General features: G+C 71.5%; 19 protein-coding genes, 1 tRNA gene and 1 pseudogene. 4 read left to right on the top strand and 17 right to left on the bottom strand.

Translation table 11 applies throughout. The features are described 5' to 3' along the window. Nucleotides 1-14: 14 nt before the first annotated feature. From BJ993_RS18410 to BJ993_RS18370, 9 genes are all read right to left on the bottom strand, one after another. A complete protein-coding gene (locus tag BJ993_RS18410; protein ID WP_179650431.1) occupies nucleotides 15-527 on the bottom strand; it encodes a hypothetical protein in 513 nt (170 codons plus the stop codon). Nucleotides 528-664: 137 nt separating this feature from the next. After that, nucleotides 665-1,597, bottom strand: coding sequence for a tyrosine-type recombinase/integrase (locus BJ993_RS18405; RefSeq protein ID WP_257026914.1), 933 nt, complete (start codon nucleotides 1,595-1,597; stop codon nucleotides 665-667). A gap of 198 nt (nucleotides 1,598-1,795) precedes the next feature. Next, a tRNA-Met gene (locus BJ993_RS18400) sits at nucleotides 1,796-1,869 on the bottom strand. Between the two features lie 82 nt (nucleotides 1,870-1,951). Next, a complete protein-coding gene (locus BJ993_RS26655) occupies nucleotides 1,952-2,554 on the bottom strand; it encodes a trimeric intracellular cation channel family protein (RefSeq protein WP_036541888.1) in 603 nt (200 codons plus the stop codon). 18 nt (nucleotides 2,555-2,572) lie between these two features. After that, nucleotides 2,573-5,527 carry a UPF0182 family membrane protein gene (locus BJ993_RS18390; RefSeq protein ID WP_036541887.1) on the bottom strand — a complete coding sequence of 985 codons (2,955 nt, stop codon included), beginning with the start codon at nucleotides 5,525-5,527 and terminating at the stop codon, nucleotides 2,573-2,575. Continuing rightward, nucleotides 5,520-6,089, bottom strand: a complete 570-nt coding sequence (locus tag BJ993_RS18385; RefSeq protein ID WP_051931635.1) for a PPA1309 family protein — start codon at nucleotides 6,087-6,089, stop codon at nucleotides 5,520-5,522. The genes BJ993_RS18390 and BJ993_RS18385 overlap by 8 nt, the downstream gene beginning before the upstream one ends. Nucleotides 6,090-6,143: 54 nt before the next feature. Then, on the bottom strand, nucleotides 6,144-7,184 hold the full coding sequence (locus tag BJ993_RS18380) for a YlbL family protein (RefSeq protein WP_179650430.1): 1,041 nt from the start codon (nucleotides 7,182-7,184) through the stop codon (nucleotides 6,144-6,146). 60 nt (nucleotides 7,185-7,244) lie between these two features. Continuing rightward, nucleotides 7,245-7,598, bottom strand: a complete 354-nt coding sequence (locus tag BJ993_RS18375; protein WP_179650428.1) for a hypothetical protein — start codon at nucleotides 7,596-7,598, stop codon at nucleotides 7,245-7,247. Nucleotides 7,599-7,744: 146 nt separating this feature from the next. Then, on the bottom strand, nucleotides 7,745-8,173 hold the full coding sequence (locus BJ993_RS18370) for a molybdenum cofactor biosynthesis protein MoaE (protein WP_179650426.1): 429 nt from the start codon (nucleotides 8,171-8,173) through the stop codon (nucleotides 7,745-7,747). A 72-nt stretch (nucleotides 8,174-8,245) separates the two neighbouring features. Between BJ993_RS18370 and BJ993_RS18365 the strand changes: the two genes are divergently transcribed. After that, nucleotides 8,246-9,628, top strand: coding sequence for a zinc-dependent metalloprotease (locus BJ993_RS18365; protein WP_179650424.1), 1,383 nt, complete (start codon nucleotides 8,246-8,248; stop codon nucleotides 9,626-9,628). Then, nucleotides 9,625-10,182 carry an NUDIX hydrolase gene (locus BJ993_RS18360; protein ID WP_179650422.1) on the top strand — a complete coding sequence of 186 codons (558 nt, stop codon included), beginning with the start codon at nucleotides 9,625-9,627 and terminating at the stop codon, nucleotides 10,180-10,182. Before BJ993_RS18365 ends, BJ993_RS18360 begins: the two co-directional genes overlap by 4 nt. Before the next feature lie 12 nt (nucleotides 10,183-10,194). Here BJ993_RS18360 and BJ993_RS18355 read toward each other — a convergent pair whose 3' ends face one another. The 3 genes from BJ993_RS18355 to BJ993_RS18345 form a co-directional block, all read right to left on the bottom strand. Beyond that, complete coding sequence (locus BJ993_RS18355) at nucleotides 10,195-10,764, bottom strand: M48 metallopeptidase family protein (protein ID WP_036541879.1); 570 nt, start codon at nucleotides 10,762-10,764, stop codon at nucleotides 10,195-10,197. Between the two features lie 40 nt (nucleotides 10,765-10,804). Continuing rightward, nucleotides 10,805-11,845, bottom strand: coding sequence for a PHP domain-containing protein (locus BJ993_RS18350; protein WP_179650420.1), 1,041 nt, complete (start codon nucleotides 11,843-11,845; stop codon nucleotides 10,805-10,807). 356 nt (nucleotides 11,846-12,201) lie between these two features. Beyond that, nucleotides 12,202-13,023, bottom strand: a complete 822-nt coding sequence (locus BJ993_RS18345) for an enoyl-CoA hydratase/isomerase family protein (RefSeq protein WP_051931633.1) — start codon at nucleotides 13,021-13,023, stop codon at nucleotides 12,202-12,204. A gap of 140 nt (nucleotides 13,024-13,163) precedes the next feature. Between BJ993_RS18345 and BJ993_RS18340 the strand changes: the two genes are divergently transcribed. Together BJ993_RS18340 and BJ993_RS18335 are read left to right on the top strand one after the other, a co-directional pair. Beyond that, nucleotides 13,164-13,322: a DUF5679 domain-containing protein gene (locus tag BJ993_RS18340; RefSeq protein ID WP_107776774.1), complete on the top strand. Its 159-nt coding sequence runs from the start codon at nucleotides 13,164-13,166 to the stop codon at nucleotides 13,320-13,322. 136 nt (nucleotides 13,323-13,458) lie between these two features. Further along, a complete protein-coding gene (locus BJ993_RS18335) occupies nucleotides 13,459-14,301 on the top strand; it encodes a hypothetical protein (protein WP_179650418.1) in 843 nt (280 codons plus the stop codon). Between the two features lie 9 nt (nucleotides 14,302-14,310). Here the strand turns inward: BJ993_RS18335 and BJ993_RS18330 are convergent, their stop codons facing one another. The 5 genes and pseudogenes from BJ993_RS18330 to BJ993_RS18310 all read right to left on the bottom strand — a co-directional run bounded on the left by BJ993_RS18330 (nucleotide 14,311) and on the right by BJ993_RS18310 (nucleotide 17,845). Further along, entirely contained in the window at nucleotides 14,311-14,475 is a 165-nt protein-coding gene (locus BJ993_RS18330; protein ID WP_179650416.1) for a hypothetical protein, read from the bottom strand. 192 nt (nucleotides 14,476-14,667) lie between these two features. Further along, nucleotides 14,668-14,850: pseudogene (locus BJ993_RS18325) on the bottom strand (putative WhiB-interacting protein); the annotation flags it as partial. A 60-nt stretch (nucleotides 14,851-14,910) separates the two neighbouring features. After that, nucleotides 14,911-15,186 (bottom strand): WhiB family transcriptional regulator, encoded by a 276-nt coding sequence (locus BJ993_RS18320; RefSeq protein WP_036541875.1) that lies wholly within the window; start codon nucleotides 15,184-15,186, stop codon nucleotides 14,911-14,913. Between the two features lie 153 nt (nucleotides 15,187-15,339). Continuing rightward, a complete protein-coding gene (locus BJ993_RS18315; protein ID WP_036541874.1) occupies nucleotides 15,340-15,627 on the bottom strand; it encodes a hypothetical protein in 288 nt (95 codons plus the stop codon). Between the two features lie 124 nt (nucleotides 15,628-15,751). After that, the gene (locus tag BJ993_RS18310; RefSeq protein ID WP_257027567.1) at nucleotides 15,752-17,845 is read right to left on the bottom strand and encodes an ATP-dependent DNA helicase UvrD2; all 2,094 of its coding nucleotides are present in this window, start codon (nucleotides 17,843-17,845) and stop codon (nucleotides 15,752-15,754) included. Nucleotides 17,846-18,107 lie beyond the last annotated feature (262 nt).

Genomic DNA, 18,107 nt, shown 5'->3' with positions numbered 1-18,107 from the left:
CGATGACCATGGTGTCAGCCGTTGGAACCGTCGCCGTTCGCGCCGTCACCGGCGTTGTCCTGGCTGTCGCCGGCGTTACCGGAGCCGGTGTTGCCCGTGTCGCCCTGGTTGTCGTCGGCAGCAGCGTCGTTGGTGTCGCCAGCGTTGTCCTGGACGTCGCCTTGGGCACCGTCGTCGGCGTTCTGGTTGTCGCCGTTGTCGTCGCCCTCGGCCACGTCACCGTTGTCGACGTTGTCGTTCTCGCCGTTGTTGTCACCCTCGACGACGTCGCCCTCGTCGGTGTTGCCGTCCTGCGCGTCACCCTGCGCGGCGTCGTCAGTGTTCTGGTTGTCGCCGTTGTTGTCACCCTCGATCACGTCAGCCGTGTCCTCCGGGGTCGCCGGCGTGCTCGGGGCGTCTACGACGGCCGGAGTCGGGGTCGTGGGGGCCGGGTCGCTGGTGGCCGCGTGGGCGGCGACGCCGATCCCGCCGATCGCGAGGACGGCGATGCCGGTGGTGGCGATGGTGCGCATGTTGGTGATCTTCACGGTGCTCTCTCCCATAGTCGTGGACAGGCGTCCTTGGCTGATGGGAGAACCGCTCGGCGCCGGCCCGACGGCACCCACGTGTCCAGAATGCGAGACATAGTCGCTTTCGTGGTCCTGACGACCTCACGAACCGAGGTTCAGAGGTTTCCCAGGTCGAGACGACGTGCCTCGGCGGCAGCTCGTTCGGAGGCGCGGGCGCGGGTGTAGCGGACGAGCATGTCGCTGCGGGTCCATCCGGCGATGGCCATGAGGCCGGATTCGGAGCCGCCGGCGGCGAGCCAGCGGTGGGCGGCGGTGTGCCGCAGCCGGTGGGGTCGGAAGCGCTGGACGCCGGCTCGCTTGGCGCGTCGGCGCAGGGCGCGGCTGAGTCCTTCGCGTCCGAACCGCTGGCCACGGTTGCCGAGCCACAGGTCAGGGCTGGCGGCCAGCGGGTGTTGTTCACGCTGGTCGAGGTAGACCAGCAGCGCCTCGGTCGTTTTCTGGCCGACGGGGATCACTCGGCCGCGCCCACCCTTGCCACGACGGATCGTGATCAGCCGTGCGATGAGGTCGACGTCGTCGAGTTGGAGGTCGACGAGCTCCCCGGAGCGGATGGCGGTTTCGAACATGAGCCGGATGATGGCCTCGTCGCGGCGGTCGTTGAGGGTGTCTTCCGGCCGGGCGTGGTCGGCGGGGACGGCACAGGTGGCGATCAGTGCGCGGAGCTCGGCGTCGGTGAGCGGCTCGACCAGCGGTGGTTCGTAGCGGGGTGCCTTGACTCCGGGGAACGGGTCGGCGTCGATCTCACCGCCGGCGGTGAGCCAGGCTGCGAAGCGGCGTACGGCGAGCTGGCGGATACGGGCGGTGCCCGGCGACGAACCGCGGTCGAGGAGACCGGCGATCCAGGAGTTGAGCGCGGCGCGGCTCATCGGCAGGTGGTCGGCCTCGGCGCACCAGCGCAGGTAGCGGGTGGCTCCGTCGGCGTAGATGAAGATCGTGCCCGGGCTCTTGTTTTCGGCACGTAGGGCGGTCTGCCAGTCGGTGATCCGGTCGAGGGCGTGGCTGGCGGTCATCGTCATGAGGTGGGTCATGTCGGACCCGCATAGCCAACCGCCGTCCGGCGTCGATCCGCGGGCCGGTCCCGATGTGGCAGCGTTGTAGGTCACCCGGGGGCGCACTACGCCCGCCGGCTAGAACGTTGTCCGGGAAACCCGTCACTAAGTGGACACTCGATCAAGTTCGTAAATGCTTTCAGGCTCGGAATCCGTAGATTCCGAGCCTGAAATTCGTAGCGGGGGCAGGATTTGAACCTGCGACCTCTGGGTTATGAGCCCAGCGAGCTACCGAGCTGCTCCACCCCGCGTCGGTGAACCCAACGTTACGGCATGGCGGCAAAGGCCACCAAATCGGGGGCATCCAGCGCTTCTGGGCCTGCCTCCCGAGCCTCAGGTCCGGGGCAACGGCGCCGTCCAGCCGCGGTTGAGCGCGAGCAGCCGCCAGCCGATCGTCACCGCCGCGGCGGGGCCGACGACCAGCTCGCCGGCCAGGCCGAGCTCGGCCCCCGTCGACGCCACGGCGGCGCCCGCCAGGGCCGGAATCGCGTAGAGCTGGCCCTTGCGGAAGATCACCGGGACCCGGCCGACGAGGAGGTCGCGGATGATGCCGCCGCCCACCCCGGTGACCATGCCCAGCGCTGCGGCCGGCACCGGGCCGAGCCCGTACTCATGGGCCTTCAGCGCGCCGGCGACGCAGAAGAGCCCGAGCCCGAAGGCGTCGAAGACGTTGATCACCCGCTCCAGTCGGCCGACGGCCGGGTGCCACCAGAAGGTCACCAGTCCCCCGACGACCGGGACCAGGAGGTACCACCAGTCCTTCACCGCCGGTGGTGGGACCGCACCGATGACGACGTCACGGATGACACCGCCGCCAAGTCCGGTGGCCATCGCGAGCACGACCACCCCGACGATGTCGAGCTGGTTGCGCACCGCGACGAGGCCCCCGGAGATCGCGAAGACGAAGATCCCCACGAGGTCGAGGGTGAGGAGCACGCCTGCCTCCTGACCTGGCTACTGCTTCTTGTCGGCTCCGGCGGCGTCGCGACGGTCCGCGAGCTTCACGGCCTCCTCGATCGCCTCCTGCGCCTTCTCGACCTGCTCGGCCCACTCGACGGTGTCACCGGACTTCTGAGCCTTCTCGGCCGCCGTGAACGCGGTCTCCGCCTCGCGCAGCTTCGCTGCGATCTGGTCGTCGATCGACCCCGATGGCTTGGGCTCCCCGTCGCCCTCCCCCGGTCCGGTGCCGGGCTCGTCGGGCTTCGGCTCGCCGTTGTCCGTGTCGACGCCGAGGGCGTTGCCGAGGGCGTCCGGGAGCGTCGAGGCGATGCCGACCTCGTCGCCGTACTTGACGATGACGTACTGCAGGATCGGGAAGCTGCCGGCGCCGGTCGTCCGCAGCGCGTACACGGGCTGGACGTAGACCAGCCCGCCCTCGACCGGCAGGGTCAGCAGGTTGCCGTAGCGCGGCGGGGTGTCCTTGTTGACGTTGAGGTCCTGGAGCGTGCTGACCACGGCCGGGTCCTGCTTCATCTCGTTGACGACCTGGCCGGGGCCCTGGGCGCTCTGGTCGGTCATCTCGAGCAGCCGCAGCCGACCGAAGTCGTCGCGCGTGGCGTCCGAGTTGACCTGGAGGTACGACGCCAGCGAGCCCTTGCGGTAGGGCACGAAGACCGACGTCAGCGACCAGTCGCTGTCGACGCTCTCCCCCTCGCCGGTGGCGAAGAGGCGGTACGGCGGCTGGAAGACCTGGCGCGAGGAGTTCGGGTCCTCCGGGACCTCCCAGCGGTTGTTGCCGGAGTAGAACGCCCCCGCGTCGGTCACGTGGTAGCGGGCGAGCTGGTAGCGCTGGACCTTGAAGAGGTCCTCCGGGTAGCGGATGTGCTTGAGCAGGTCCTCGCTGATCTCCGACTTGGGCTGGACCGAGCCGGGGAAGACCTTCATCCAGGTCTTGAGGATCGGGTCGTCCTCGTCCCACTGGTAGAGGGTGACCGTGCCGTCGTAGGCGTCGACCGTGGCCTTGACGGCCGAGCGCATGTAGTTGATCTCGTCCGTCGGGATGGTCTGGATGCCCAGGTTCTCCTGCTGGAGCGAGTCGTCGATCATCGACTCGAACGAGTCCCGCTGGGAGTTCGGGTACTTGTCGGTGGTCGTGTAGCCGTCGAGGATCCACACGATCTTGCCGTTGACCACCGCCGGGTAGGGGTCGCTGTCGACGGTCAGCCACGGCGCGACCTTCTCGACCCGCTCGACCGGCTCGCGGTTGTAGAGCACCTTCGACTTGTCGTTGACCCGTCCGGAGAGCAGGAAGTTCGGCTCGCCGAACTTGATCGCGTACATCAACTGGTTGAAGGTGCTGCCGATCGCCACACCGCCCTTGCCGTCGTACGTCGTGCGCTGGTCCTGGCCGGAGCTGCCCACGTTGGCGAGGCCGAGCTCGACGTCCTTGCCACCGCCGGCCTTGCCGACGATGGAGTACGACGGGCTGAGCTCGCCGTAGTAGACGCGCGTCTCGAACTTCTCGGCGTCGCTGAGGTCGGTGCGGCCACTGTTGCCGCTGCCGATCCCCTCCGCCCATGCGATCCGTCCGTTGGGGTCGTCGGTGGTCGCGATCTTGTTGGCATAGGCGGCGATCAGACCCTCGCCGTGCGTGTAGACGGTGTGGAGGTTGGACCAGTTCTGGTCCCCCGTCGGGATGCCCGACTGGTCGAGCTCGCGCACGCCGAGCACCAGCGGCACGTCGGCGCCGTCCAGCTCGTAGCGGTCCACGTCGAGCACCTTCGGCACGTTGTAGTAGGACCGGACCTGCTGACGCTGCTGGAAGGTGTCGCGCACCTGCAGCGGGTCGACGACCGGCGCGTTGGTGAGCTGGCCCGTCACGGCACGCCACTGGGCCGCGTCCGACTCGCTGGACGACGACGCGGTGTACTCGGCCGTCTCCACGTCGCTGAGGCCGTAGGCCTCCCGCGTCGCGTCGATGTTCTTCTGCAGGTAGGGGTTCTCCTTGTCGGCCTCGGAAGGGTCGACCTGCACGTTCTGCACGATGGCCGGCCAGATCATGCCGAGCAGGACGGCCGAGAGCGCGAGGAGGGCGAGACCGACCGACGGAAGCTGCCAGGTCTTGCGCCAGACGTTGAGGAAGAAGAGCACCGCACAGATGAGCGCGACACCGACCAGGATGTTGCGTGCGGGGAGCAGCGCGTTCTCGGCGGTGTAGTTCATCCCGGTGAGCAGCTTGTGGTCGTCGGTGACGAGGTCGAAGCGGTCGAGGTAGTAGTCGACCGACTTGGCCAGCACGAAGACGCCGAGGAGCACCGACAGCTGGACCTGGGCGGCCCCGGAGAGGCGGTCCTGGGACTGCTGGAGCCGGATGCCGCCGTACAGGTAGTGCACGACCGCCGTGCCGATGAGCGCCACGACGGTGGCGGCCATGACGAAGTCGACGAGGAAGTTCCACCACGGCAGGCGGAAGACGTAGAAGCTGATGTCCTTGTGGAAGTAGGCGTCCTGCTGACCGAAGCTCTGCGAGTTCAGCCACAGCTGGAAGGTGCGCCACTGCCCGACCGCGGAGGTGCCGGCGAAGATGCCGACCACGACCGCGACACCGGCCAGCAGCCAACCACGGATCGGGGTCACGGCGTCGCGGTAGCGCTCGACGCTCGCGTCGCCGGGCGACATCCGGAACAGCGGCCGGAAGCGGAAGGCGAGGTGCATGTTGACCGCGACGATCGCGGCCATCAGCGCGCCGAAGGCGATGAACAGGCCGACCCGGGTCCACAGCATCGTGCTGAAGACCTGTCCGTAGCCGACCTCCTTGTACCAGAGGCGGTCGGTGTAGACCGACGCGAACGCGGTCAGCAGGAAGAAGCCGAGGACCAGCACCACGCCGGTGATGACCAGCGCGCGGGCGCGCCGGCCGGGCCGCTCGGGCGCCGGGCGCTCCGGCTCCTCGTCGAACAGGTCACTCATCGTTGCCACCCATGGACTCGTCCTCCGCGTCTTCCAGCGTGCCACGCAACAGCTCGATCAGCCCGGGCACCAGGTCCGGACCCCCCATCACCGCGGCGTCCTCGTCGTGGCTGCGCATCCGCAGTGCGCAGTACGCCGCCCCGTGCCGGGTGACCCCGGCGACGATGCGGACCTCCTCGGCATCGGGGTGCTCCCGCGCGAACTCGAGCGCGGCCGCGGGGTCCTCCGGGACCTGGCCGTCGGCGGCGGGCGGCAGCACGAGCCGCTCCACGACCGCAGCGCAGCCGGTCACGACCTCGGGCCACACGATGCCGGGCAGCACCTCCTCGAGCTGCTGCCCGTCGGGCAGCTCCTCCTGCTCGATGGGCGTCAGCGAACCGCGCTCGATCGGCTGGTCGAGGCCGAGCTGAGCAGCCAGCGTCGGCTCCTGCTCGACCAGCTGTGCGGTGTCGACGAGGGCGTACAGCCGAGCCGGCTGGTCCCAGCCCGCCCGGGCGTGGTGCGCCTCCAGCTCCAGCACGGCAGCCGCGAGGGCCGGGTCGACGTCCAGCTCGTAGTCCATGGGGCTCGCTTCGTGCTCGGTGCGGATCGGGCAGGTCGGGAAGGTCGGTCGGGCTCAGCAGGCCGGCAGCTCGGCGTCGTGGTCCTTCGACCACTTCTCCAGCGCCAGCCGGGCCTCGTGCATGGTGGTCGCCTTGACCAGGCGCAGGTCCGGGTCGAGGTCCGTGACGTCCGGGCAGTTGTCCTTGGGGACGAAGAAGAGCTGGGCGCCGGCCTCCTGGGCGCCGGCGATCTTCTGCGCGATGCCGCCGATCGGGCCCACCGTGCCGTCGGGCAGCAGCTCGCCGGTGCCGGCGACGGTCGCACCGCCGGTCATCGAGCCCGGGGTGAGCGTGTCGTAGATGGCGAGGGAGAACATCAGCCCGGCGCTGGGACCGCCGACGGTCGGGTCGACACGCAGCTGGATCTTGAAGGGGAACTCGTAGCCCAGGCCGACCTGGACGCCCACCTTCGGCACGCCCTCGTCGTCCAGCTTCGGCTTCACCCGGACGGTGAGCTCGTCCTTGTCGCGCAGGATCTTGAACTCCACGTTGGAGAGGTCCTTGTGCTTCTGCACGGCCTTGACGATCTGGTCGGCGTCGGTGACCGGCTCGCCGTCGACCTCGCGGAACAGGTCGCCCGGGAGCAGCTTGTCCGCCGCGGGGCCGTCCGCCGCGACCGCGGCGGCCTGCACGGCCGTCGGGACGTCGACGCCGATCTCCTTCAGGGCGACCGCCTTGGCGGTGTCCTGGGAGGTCGACATCTGGACCTGGCCCTCGGCCTCCTCGTCCTTCTTCGACTGCTCGGGCGGGTGGACGACGTCGTACGGGACGACGGCGCGGTCCGGGTCGAACCACCGGGTCAGCGCGTCGCCCAGGGTGAGCTTCTGGCCGTACGACGACGCGATCACGGTGGTGAACCGGATCTGGCCCTTGTCGTAGTACGCCTTGTGGCCGTCGACCTGGATGACCTCGGCCTGGTTCTCGTCGGTGCCGAGGATGTCGAATGTCGGGCCGGGGCTGTACGACGCGTACGGCAGCGGCACGGCCAACGCAATCCCGCCGAGGATCAGCGCCAACGGTCCCGCGATGCACACGGCGATCAGGCGCTGGCTCATGGCGCCTACCTTCTCAGACCGCGCCAACGTACGGGTGCCTCAGGGGTGGGTGCGGAACGGTCAGGACGCGCGGCGGTCGCGGGCGGGCTGCTCGTCGGTGCCGGCCGGCGGCTCGGCGACGGGTTCGTCGGCCGCGACCGGCGGCTCCCCGACGACGTCCGGCGACGCCCCGGGCAGCACCACGGGACGCACCTTCGACGGGCGCAGCGCGACCCCGGTGGAGCGGTCCTCGGGCCGGGTCGCGACGGCGTAGCCGGGCCGGGTGCGCTGCTCGCGGGAGAGGGCCTCACCGAGGCGCCGGGCCGCGGTCTCGCGGTCGACCTCGCCCCGGCCCTCCCGACCCCACCAGGCGACCCAGGCCATCGCGACGACGGTCGCGACGGCGGCGGGCAGCAGCCAGAGCAGGATCTCCACCCGACGAGCGTAGGTCGGTGGTGGAGGCGGATCGGTCAGGACACGCGGGCGCCGGTGGTCGAGGAGGCCATCGTCGAGCCGCCCCGGGCCACGACGCCCGGTGGTCGAGGAGGTTGCGCAGCAACCGTCACGAGACCCCCGGGCCGCTACGGCGAACCGACCCACTCGTCGCTGCCGTCGGCGAAGCGCTGGTGCTTCCAGATCGGCACCTCCGCCTTGAGGGTGTCGATCAGCGCCCGGCTCGCCTCGAACGACGAGCCCCGGTGCCCCGCGGTGGTGGCGACGACCACAGCGAGGTCGCCGATGTCGAGGTCGCCCACGCGGTGCACGGCGGCGACCGCCGTGACGTCGTACTCGCCGGCGATGCGGTCGCAGACGTCCTGCAGCCGCTCGAGGGCACTCGGGTGCGCGGAGTACGACAGGCCGGTGACTCCCTGTCCCCCGTCGTGGTCGCGGACCCGGCCGACGAAGAGCACCAGCCCCCCGGCCGTCGGGTCCTCGAGGCTGGCGAGCACGCTGTCGACGGACAGCGGTTCGTCGGAGATCGCGACCAGGCGTACGGCGGGGTGGGGCATGGGGCCACTCTAGGGGTCCGCTCAGGGCTCTCCCCCACACCGCCGGTTGGCGATCAGGCGTAGTTTTGGGTCATGACCAACAACCCGGGCGAGCCCGGAGACGAGCAGCCGAACCCGTTCAAGGGCACGCCCTTCGAGCAGCTCTTCGGAGCGCTCGGCGGCGGCCTGCCCGGTGGCGCGAGCCCGTTCGGCCCGGGCGGCGGAATGGCGTTCTTCCAGCAGCTCCAGTCGCTGATGCAGCCGCACGACGGTCCGCTCAACTGGAACGCCGCCGGCGACATGGCCCGCCAGCAGGTCGCCCAGCAGCCCGACCCGTCCCCCGGCCAGCGCGACCACGACCGCGTCGCCGACTCCGTGCGCCTCGCCGACCACTGGCTCGACGCCACCACGGCGTTCCCGTCCGGCGTGAGCACGACCGCGGCCTGGTCCCGCGCCGAGTGGCTGGTCGAGACCCAGCCGGTCTGGAAGGTCCTCGTCGAGCCGGTCGCCGCCCGATCGGTGACCGGGCTGTCGAGCGGGCTGCCGGAGGAGATGAAGGCCGCCGCGGGTCCGCTCGTCGGGATCATCGGCCAGGCGGTCGGCGGCATGCTCGCCATGCAGGTCGGCCAGGGCCTCGGCGCCCTCGCGAGCGAGGTGCTCACGGCGTCCGACATCGGCCTGCCGCTCGGGGCGCCCGGCAAGGCCGCGCTCGTGATGAGCAACGTCAAGGCGTTCGCGGAGGGCCTCGACGTCACCGAGGACGACGTCGTCCTCTACCTCGCCCTGCGCGAGGCCGCCCACCAGCGCCTGTTCGCGCACGTGCCGTGGCTGCGCGAGCACCTGATCGGCGCGGTCACCGACTACGCCCGCGGGCTCGAGATCAACGCCCAGCAGATCCAGGACCGGGTGCAGGAGCAGCTGCGCGGCATCGACCCCACCAACCTCGAGTCGATGCAGGGCCTGCTCGAGGGCGGCCTGTTCGACCCGCCGCAGACCGCGGCGCAGACGGCGGCGCTGTCGCGCCTCGAGATCGCGCTGGCCCTCGTCGAGGGCTGGGTCGACGAGGTCGTCGGCCAGGCCACCGAGGAGCGGATGCCCGCCGCGGCGAAGCTGCGCGAGGCCGTACGACGCCGCCGGGCCGCCGGAGGACCCGCTGAGCAGACCTTCGCCGCGCTCGTCGGGCTGGAGCTGCGTCCGCGCCGGCTCCGCGACGCGTCCACCCTGTGGGGTGGGCTGCGCGCCCGCTCGGGCGCCGAGGCGCGCGACGGCGTGTGGATGCACCCGGACCTGCTGCCCACCGCGGCCGACCTCGACGACCCGCTGTCGTTCCGCGCGGAGGCGACCGTCCCGGACGAGCTGTCGGACGACGAGTTCGACGCCGAGCTGCGCAAGCTGCTCGACGGCCCGGAGGGATCCGGCGACCCCGACAGCCACGACGGCCCCGACGGCCCCGGCGCCCCGACCGACACCGAGTGAGCGGGCTGCACGCGGACGCCCTGCGCGTCCTGCGGGGCTGGCGCGCGCCCGGTCCCGCCGAGGAGCAGCTGCGCCGCCGCTACGTCACGCACCTGGAGTCGCGGGCGGACGGGATGTGGCGGGCGTCGTACCCGGACCACGTGACGGCCGGGACCCTGGTCGTCGACGCGACCGGTGACCACGTGCTCCTCAACCTGCACCGCAAGGCCGGACGCTGGTTCCACTTCGGCGGGCACGCCGAAGAGGGGGACGCGACGCTGGCGGCCGTGGCGCTGCGCGAGGCCCACGAGGAGAGCGGGCTGACCGACCTCCGCTTCCACCCCGAGCCCGTGCAGCTCGACCTGCACAGCGTGCCGTTCTGCGGCGAGCGCGGCGACGTCAACCACCTCGACGTCCGCTACGTCGCGGCGGCGAGCCCGGGCGCGGAGGCGGTCGTCAGCGACGAGTCACTGGCCGTGCGGTGGTGGCCGGTCGACGCGCTGCCGGACCTCGAGCCGGAGATGCACGCGCTGATCGCGCGCGCCCGGGAGATCCTCCCGTCACCGCGCGTCTAAGTCCTCGCGCGTCTAGTCCACCGCGTCGCCGGCGGGGTACACCTCGTGCCCCGGCGGTCGCGGCATCCGCGCCGCGTCCGACCAGCCGGCGAGGTAGCCCTTCGCCTTCTCCCACAGCGGGTAGTGCGCGACCCAGCCCCAGAACTTCTCGTCGTGCTGCGGCTCGATCAGGTGCGCGAGCTCGTGCACGATGACGTAGTCGACGACCCACTCGGGCATCCGCTGCAGCCGCTCGGAGAGCCGGATCGTCCGGTCCCTCGGCGTGCAGGAGCCCCAGCGGGAGCGCTGGTTGCCGACCCAGCGGACCGACTCGGGCACCGCGAGCCCGCCGAGGTAGGCGTCGCTGAGCCGCTGGGCGCGGGCCATCAGGTCCTCGTCGTCCCACTTGCGCGGCGCCGCGGCGCGCAGCTCCTTGCGCTCGACCCGGGCGACCATCTTGGTCACCCAGGCGCGCTCCTCCTCGCCGGAGAGGTTGTCGGGGACGAGCACGACGATCTTGGCGCCGTCGCGGTACGCCGACACGGTACGACGCCGCTTGCCCGACCGTCGTACCTCGACCCGCGGCCTGCTCCGCGCTCCCATGGCCCGACCCTACGGCGCTGGAGCCCCGAAACCGGGGAACTCAGGGAGCCGCCCACTCCAGCAGGCGCTCCACGGGCCAGGTGTTGACGATCCGGTCGGCGTCGATCCCGGCCGCCTCCGCCCGCTCACAGCCGAGCAGCGGGTAGTCCAGCTGCCCGGGCGCGTGCGCGTCGCTGTCGATCGAGAAGAGGCAGCCGATGTCCCGGGCCAGCTCGAGCAGCTTCGTGGGCGGGTCGCGGCGCTCCGGCCGGGAGTTGATCTCGACCGCCACGCCCTCCTCAGCGCACGCCTCGAAGACCGTCCGCGCGTCGAAGCGCGACTGGGCCCGGGTGCCGCGGTTGCCGGTGACCAGGCGGCCGGTGCAGTGGCCGAGGACGTTGGCGTACGGGTTGCGGACGGCGGCCACCATCCGCTTCGTCATCTGCTCCGCGTCCATCTGCAGCTTCGAGTGGACGCTCGCGACCCGGACGTCGAGGCGCGCCAGCATCTGCTCGGTCTGGTCCAGCCCGCCGTCGTCGAGGATGTCGACCTCGATCCCCTTGAGCAGCCGGAACCCGCCGTCCAGGTGGGCGTTCACGGCGTCGACCACGTCGAGCTGGCGAGCCAGCCGCTCGACGGAGAGGCCGCGCGCGACCTTGAGTCGCGGCGAGTGGTCGGTCAGCACGAGGTAGTCGTGGCCGAGCTCCATCGCCGTCATCGCCATCTCCTCGATGGGCGAGCCGCCGTCGGACCAGTCCGAGTGGGAGTGCAGGTCACCCCGCAGGCGGGCGCGCAGCGCGCTTCCGGCGCCGTCGGTCAGCGGGGCGCCGTACTCGGCCTCGGCCTCGGCGAGCTTGTCCGGCACCTTCCCGGCGACGGCCTGGCTGATCACCCGCGCGGTGCTCGCGCCGACCCCGGCGAGCTCGGTCAGCGTGCCGGCGCGGGCCCGCGCGGCGACCTCGTCGGCCGGCAGCGGGAGGATCGCGTTGGCCGCACCCCGGTAGGCCTTCACCTTGTACCTGTCGGCCCGGCCGCGCTCGAGCAGGAACGCGATCCGGCGCAGCGCCGCGACCGGCGAGCCGTCGTACACCTCGTCCGCCATGTGACCCCGATCACGCTCCCTTCGGGACTGAAGTATTTGTTGTCCACAACCGGTGGAAGAACCTGTGGGCAGCGTTCCCGCAGGTCACCCGACAGTACGACGTCACGAACCGCCCCGTTTTCCCGGGTCCGTCCACACCGAACTCACCGATCCCTCGCCTCTGTCCACCGCGACCGCCGCTCTTCCACAACCGTGTCCACAGGTCTGTCCACAGGGTGGGGTCCCGTCGGATTGACCCTGCCGCCGCCGCTGCCTAGCGTCTCCCACGACGAGGCCCCCGGGCCGCAGTCCTCGCTCGCAAGGGGAAGGCAAGCGAGGGTCCTGCGAACCGGGGGCATCGTTGCGTCCGGGCCCGGTCAGCGGCCGCGGAACTGCGGCGCCCGCTTCTCCTGGGCCGCCCGGATCCCCTCCAGCAGGTCCTCGGTCGCGAGGGTGACCGGCTGGGCCAGGCCCTCCCACTCCAGGGCCGTCTCGATGCTCGCGTGCCCGCGCTGCAGGGCCCGCTTGGTGAGCCGGGTCGCGATCGGCGCGGCCCCGGCGATCCCCTCCGCGACGGCGAGGACCTCGTCGAGGAAGCCCTCCGGCTCGAGGACCCGCGAGACCAGGCCCAGCCCGAGCGCCTCGTCGGCGTCGACCAGCCGGCCGGTGAGGAACAGGTCCCTGGCGGCAGCAGGTCCGACCACGTCGGGCAGCAGGTAGGTGCCCGCCATCCCCGGGTGGATCCCGAGCTTGGTGAAGGGCACGCCCATCCGGGCACCCCGGGCGGCGTACCGGATGTCGCAGGCGAGCGCCATGCAGAGCCCGGCGCCGATCGCGGCCCCGTTCAGCGCGGCGATGGTCGGCACCTCGAGCCGGCGGATCGACAGCCAGGCCCGGTAGAACGGCAGCATCCGGTTGCGCAGGTCGTCGACGGTGGCGTCGGGCTCGGAGGCCAGCCACGACAGGTTCCCGCCCGAGCAGAACGCCTTGCCCTCGCCGGTCACCACGACGGCTCGCACCGACGGGTCCGCCGCGAGGTGGTCGACCGCCGCGACCCACGATGCGGTCATCTCGTCGCTCATCGCGTTGCGCAGGTCCGGCTGGTCCAGGACGAGCAGCGCGACGCCCTCCGCGGGCCGTTCGAGGCGCAGGTGGACCAGCGACGGCGGCGGAGGTGAAATTCGGGCGGTTTCAGACATGCGGGGCACGCTACTGCGCCCGTGTGGCGGCGTGCCGTAGGGTCAGGGAGGCTTGGAGTGTGACTCCGGGCCCCGGCGGGCTTCCCCCAAAGACCCCCGTCGCGACGACCAACAGAATGAAACATGGCAAGGAGGCCGTCATGGCGGAGACCTGGAGCGGCGAGTTCTACTGCGTGAAGTGCAAGGCCAAGCGTGAGGCTGAGGGCGAGGTCAAGGTGAACGAGAAGGGCACCCGGATGGCCAAGGCCGTCTGCCCCGAGTGCGGCACCAACCTCAACCGCATCCTCGGCAAGGCCTGATCACCCGGCCACACAGACCGACCGTCGCGGGCGGCACCACCACCGGTGGTGCCGCCCGCGGCATGTTTTCCGGCGGCTCCCCCGTGCCTGTGGATGACGCCGGGCAGCGCACGGGCCGCGGTGCGACGCTGCAGCCATGTCCTCGCGCCTGCTCCTCCGGCCCGGCACACCCGTGATGGCCCGCGGGCCCGGCGTGCTCCAGGTCGGCCTCGACGGGCCCGTCGTCCAGCTGCCCGACCAGCCCGCCACCCGCGACCTGCTGTCCGCCCTCGGCCGGTTCCCGGGCGTCCCCCACGGCACCAGCTCCCCGGCGCTCGACCGACTGGACGCGACGGGCCTGCTGGTCGTCGTACCGGACTCCGAGGCGGTGCCCGAGCCCGCCGACCAGGTGCTGCGGGCCCAGTTCGGCCCCGACGCCGTACGCCGCCGCGCCGCCCGGTCCGCAGCCGCGATCGTCGTACGGGCCGCTCCGGGAGCCGAGCCGCTGCTCGGTCCGCTGCTCGCCCAGGCAGGCCTGCGGCGCACCGGCGGCGAGGACGGCGCCACCGCACACCTCGTGGTCAGCACGGGACCGCTGGACCGCGAGCGTCTCGACCCGCTCGTGCGCAGCTCGATCCCCCACCTCGTCGTCAGCGGTGGTGCCGGGCGGCGCCGGGTCGGGCCCTTCGTCCATCCCGGTCACACGGCCTGCCTGCGCTGCGTGGACGCGCACGAGGCGCTGCACGACGCCCGCCGGCCGTTCCTGGTGGCCCAGGCGGCACGCGCGGCGACGGAGCGCCCGCCACCGCTGGACCCGGTCCTCGACGCCCTGGCGCTCGCGTGGGCCGTGCGCGACCTGGCGCGCTACGTCGAGGGCGACTCCCCCAGCACCTGGTCGACGACCTTCGACATCGGGCCGACCGCGGCGCCGGCGGCCCTGCACTGGGGCCGGCACCCGGACTGCGGCTGTGCGTGGGACGCGCCCACGCTGTTCGAGTGAGCGGGCAGGTCACCACCACTCGCTGTCGAGCTTCGCCTCCATCGAGCGCAGGTTGTCGCGCGAGCACTCGTCGCAGAAGCGCCGGACCCGGCCGCGCTCGACCGCGGTCGTCCAGGTGAGCGGCGGCGCGTCGCCGTCCACGCGGCGACCGCAGAAGTCACAGGTCACGCTCATCGCCCCAGCCTAGGAGCAGCGCGCACGCGGGGGACGCGTCGTGACCGAAAAGATGCGAAGGGGCCGGAACCGACGGTGGTCGGTTCCGGCCCCTTCTGTTCACCCGCGATCAGGTGTCCCTCAGAGAGGAGGGCTTGCGAGGACGTTCCGTCTCGCTGTCAGGCAGGATCCTTGGCAGGGACCCGGCCGTGATCAGAGCGCGCGAGCGAGGGCGAGACGAGCCTGCTGCGCAGCACGCTCGGCCTTGCGGCTCAAGCGGCGGGCGCGAGCCACCTGGGTGGCCTCGCGCAGCTGCTGCGCCTCTCCCAGGCGCGCGGCCATCTGCGCGCGCGCCATGTCTTCGTTGAGCATGTTGTACATGGTGAAGTCCTTCGGTTGTTGGTCTTGGGGTTGATCACTCGGTGGAGCAGATCCGCGGCAGTGGCGTGCGGGCCATCACGCGGCGGTGACGGTGGCGTCCTTGCGCGGGCGGCCCCGGGGCCGCTTGCGCGGGATCACCACGCCGGCCAGGAACAGCTCGCCACCCCACACGCCCCACGGCTCACGCCGGTCGAGGGCGCCGGCGAGGCACATCGCCTGCACGGGGCATGCCTGGCACAGGGCCTTCGCGGACTCGACGTCCGACGGGGACTCGGCGAACCACAGCTCCGCGTCGTTCAGACGGCAGGGCAGCAGCTCGTCCAGCGTCGGCTCGAGAACACTGGTCGTCATCAGCTTTCACCTCCTCTTGTTGACCTGATCGCGTTGGTCGGTTTCCTTGAGGGGATCCGGTGGCCTTCGCCTTCTCAGGTCCTGAGAAACACAAAGGCCGCGGATCCCGGTCTGTCGGGTTCCGCGGCCTGGAGGCTGCCGAGCTGATGCTGATCAGTTCGGATGGCTCCAGGCTGGTGAACCCGGGACGTAGGCGGTCGTGTTGCCGCGGTGTCCCATGCCGGTGAGGGCGCGCTCCCGCTTGACGGCCGTCACGTCGGAGGCCAGAGCGGCGTCGCCAGCGGCGAACGGCGCAAAGGCGGCAGACGCCGGAGCGGCCTGACGCACGGCAATGCCCTGGACCTCGAGGGTCGCGAGAGCAGAGGTGGCGCAGTCGAGCGCGGTCAGCGAGATCTGCCAGACGTTGACGTCGGACATCGGGATCATCGTGATGTTCTCCATGGGTGCCACCTCCTCAGGTGCGTGAAAGGCGCCAGCCTTGCCAGGGCTGTGATGCGCAGCGGTTGTTGCCTGACGACCGTAACGGTCGCGTATCAGGCGGTGCAAATCATTTATCGAGGTTTTTTCAAGGTTTTTCTGAAACCAGCCGGAGGACGTCCGTTCCGTACTTCTCGATCTTGTTCGGGCCGACCCCGTTGACCTTTCCGAGGGCCGTGATCGTGGTCGGCTTCTGCTCCGCGATCAGCTCCAGCGTCGCGTCCGTGAACACGACGTACGCCGGCAGCGGCTTGCCGTCCTCGCCGGCCTCGCGGGCGGTCTCGAGCCGCCAGGCCTTGAGCCGGTCGAAGAGCTCCTCGTCGTAGCGGGTCGGATGGTGGGCGCAGCGACCGCGCTTCTTCTCGGCCGCCGTCGCCAACGGCTGGAGGCAGTCACGGCAGCGCGCGACCTTCGTGCGCCCGCGGGTGGCCTGCGGCTGCTGGGAGGCCGGCAGCAGCGGCACGAGGAAGCGCGAGGCCTGCCGGCGCGGCGCCTGCCCGGGGTTGCGGGCGGCGGCCCACGACACCATGAGCTCCTTGCGGGCACGCGTCATGCCGACGTAGAGCAGGCGGCGCTCCTCCTCCACCGCTCCGGCCGGCGCGCCCTCCTGGCTGGCATAGGTGATCGGCACGGTGCCGTCCTGCACGCCGCAGCAGAAGACGGCATCCCACTCGAGGCCCTTGGCGGCATGGAAGGTCGCCAGGGTCACGCCGTCGGCCGTCGGGGCGTGCTGCTCGGCGGCCCGGCGGTCGAGGTCCTCGACGAAGGTGCTCACGGAGGCCTCGACACCCCGCTCGGTCGCGAAGTCCTCGGCCTGGTCGACCAGGGCCTGCAGCGACTCCCACCGGTCGCGGGCCTGCCCACGCGCCGTCGGCGGCTCGCTGGTCCACCCCATCCCGCCCAGGACGTCGCGCACCACCTTCACCCAGGGCAGGCCGTCTGCCTCGCCGGACCGGGCCGCACCGCGGAGCCGGGTGACGGCCTCGCGCACCTCGCGCCGCTCGAAGAAGCGCGCCGCGCCCCGCACGACATAGGGGATGCCGCGGTCGGTGAGGGCGTCCTCGAAGGTCTCCGACTGCGCGTTGATGCGGAACAGCACGGCCATCTCGCCGTACGGCGTGCCCGCCCGGTGCAGCCGCGCGATCCGGTCGGCGACGCTGCGGGCCTCCGCCACCTCGTCGGGCTCGCCCGCGTAGCGCACGGCCGAGCCGGCCGGCTGCTGCGAGCGCAGCTCGACGCCGGCGCTCGGCGTGCCGGCCAGCAGCTTGTTGGCCTGCTCGACCACCTGCGGCGTCGAGCGGTAGTTGCGGACCAGCTCGATCGACGTCGTGCCCTCGTAGCGCTTCGGGAAGTCACGGAGGTACGTCGCGTCGGCACCGGCGAACGAGTAGATGGTCTGCGCCGGGTCGCCCACCACGCACAGCTCGTCGCGCCCGCCCAGCCACAGGTCGAGCAGGGCCGACTGCAGCGGGGAGACGTCCTGGAACTCGTCGACGACGAACCACTTGTACTGCCGCCGCACCTGCGCAGCGACCCGCTCGTCGGCGTCCAGCAGGCCCGCGGTCAGCAGCAGCACGTCCTCCATGTCCATCCGGCCCTGCTCGCGCTTGACGTCCTCGTAGGCGGCGAACGCGCGGGCGACGTCGATCGGCGTGAGCCCGTCGACGCCACGGCCGCGCGCCTCGGCGATGCCCGCGTAGCTCTCGGGCCGGACGTTGCTGACCTTGGCCCACTCGACCTCGGAGGCCAGGTCGCGCAGCTGGGCCTGCTCGCTGCGCACGCCGAGCGTGCGGCAGGCGGCGGCGAGCATGCCGAGCTTGGACTCGGTCAGCTCGGGGAGCTCGGTGCCGTAGGCGTGCGGCCAGAAGTAGCGCAGCTGGCGCAGCGCGGCGCTGTGGAAGGTCCGCGCCTGGACCCCGGGGGCACCCAGCTGGCGCAGGCGCTGGCGCAGCTCGCCGGCGGCCCTGGTGGTGAAGGTGACGGCCAGCACCTCGGTCGGCGCGTAGAGCCCGGAGTGCACCCCGTGCGCGATGCGGTGCGTGATGGCCCGCGTCTTGCCCGTCCCGGCGCCCGCGAGCACGCGCACCGGCCCGCGCAGCGTCTCGGCGACCTGTCGCTGCTCGGGGTCGAGGGCGGACAGGAGCCGTTCGATCGGGTCGGCGGCGGCCATGGTGCGGGACATCTCCTTCACGGAGAGCGGGTGGGCTGACGGACCGACAGTAGACGCCGGGTTCGACACTTCACTCGGCCCCTGTGGACGACGGGATCCGGACGTGAAGAACGAAATATGAGTGAGTTACTGTAATTTGATCGGGTGAGCACGCTCTCCCCGGCCGGACGGTCCCTCCTGCCGCTCCTCGACACGAGCCCCGCGACGCGGGCCGAGGAGCGCCCCGAGGAGCACCCTGCGGAGCATGCCGGGTCGTGCTGCAGCCCGGCCACCA

Origin of the sequence: Nocardioides aromaticivorans, from assembly GCF_013408525.1 — a bacterium.
Classification (GTDB): domain Bacteria; phylum Actinomycetota; class Actinomycetes; order Propionibacteriales; family Nocardioidaceae; genus Nocardioides; species Nocardioides aromaticivorans.
The sequence above is the reverse complement of the archived record's forward strand: the minus strand, read 5'-3'. Positions and strand labels throughout refer to the sequence as shown.

Excerpts from the sequence above, each read along its gene's own strand:
- BJ993_RS18405 (WP_257026914.1), bottom strand. The coding sequence starts at position 1,597 with ATGACCCACCTCATGACGATGACCGCCAGCCACGCCCTCGACCGGATC.
- BJ993_RS18390 (WP_036541887.1), bottom strand. The coding sequence starts at position 5,527 with ATGAGTGACCTGTTCGACGAGGAGCCGGAGCGCCCGGCGCCCGAGCGG.
- BJ993_RS18385 (WP_051931635.1), bottom strand. The coding sequence starts at position 6,089 with ATGGACTACGAGCTGGACGTCGACCCGGCCCTCGCGGCTGCCGTGCTG.
- BJ993_RS18380 (WP_179650430.1), bottom strand. The coding sequence starts at position 7,184 with ATGAGCCAGCGCCTGATCGCCGTGTGCATCGCGGGACCGTTGGCGCTG.
- BJ993_RS18370 (WP_179650426.1), bottom strand. The coding sequence starts at position 8,173 with ATGCCCCACCCCGCCGTACGCCTGGTCGCGATCTCCGACGAACCGCTG.
- BJ993_RS18365 (WP_179650424.1), top strand. The coding sequence starts at position 8,246 with ATGACCAACAACCCGGGCGAGCCCGGAGACGAGCAGCCGAACCCGTTC.
- BJ993_RS18355 (WP_036541879.1), bottom strand. The coding sequence starts at position 10,764 with ATGGGAGCGCGGAGCAGGCCGCGGGTCGAGGTACGACGGTCGGGCAAG.
- BJ993_RS18350 (WP_179650420.1), bottom strand. The coding sequence starts at position 11,845 with ATGGCGGACGAGGTGTACGACGGCTCGCCGGTCGCGGCGCTGCGCCGG.
- BJ993_RS18345 (WP_051931633.1), bottom strand. The coding sequence starts at position 13,023 with ATGTCTGAAACCGCCCGAATTTCACCTCCGCCGCCGTCGCTGGTCCAC.
- BJ993_RS18340 (WP_107776774.1), top strand. The coding sequence starts at position 13,164 with ATGGCGGAGACCTGGAGCGGCGAGTTCTACTGCGTGAAGTGCAAGGCC.
- BJ993_RS18335 (WP_179650418.1), top strand. The coding sequence starts at position 13,459 with ATGTCCTCGCGCCTGCTCCTCCGGCCCGGCACACCCGTGATGGCCCGC.
- BJ993_RS18330 (WP_179650416.1), bottom strand. The coding sequence starts at position 14,475 with ATGAGCGTGACCTGTGACTTCTGCGGTCGCCGCGTGGACGGCGACGCG.
- BJ993_RS18320 (WP_036541875.1), bottom strand. The coding sequence starts at position 15,186 with ATGACGACCAGTGTTCTCGAGCCGACGCTGGACGAGCTGCTGCCCTGC.
- BJ993_RS18315 (WP_036541874.1), bottom strand. The coding sequence starts at position 15,627 with ATGGAGAACATCACGATGATCCCGATGTCCGACGTCAACGTCTGGCAG.
- BJ993_RS18310 (WP_257027567.1), bottom strand. The coding sequence starts at position 17,845 with ATGTCCCGCACCATGGCCGCCGCCGACCCGATCGAACGGCTCCTGTCC.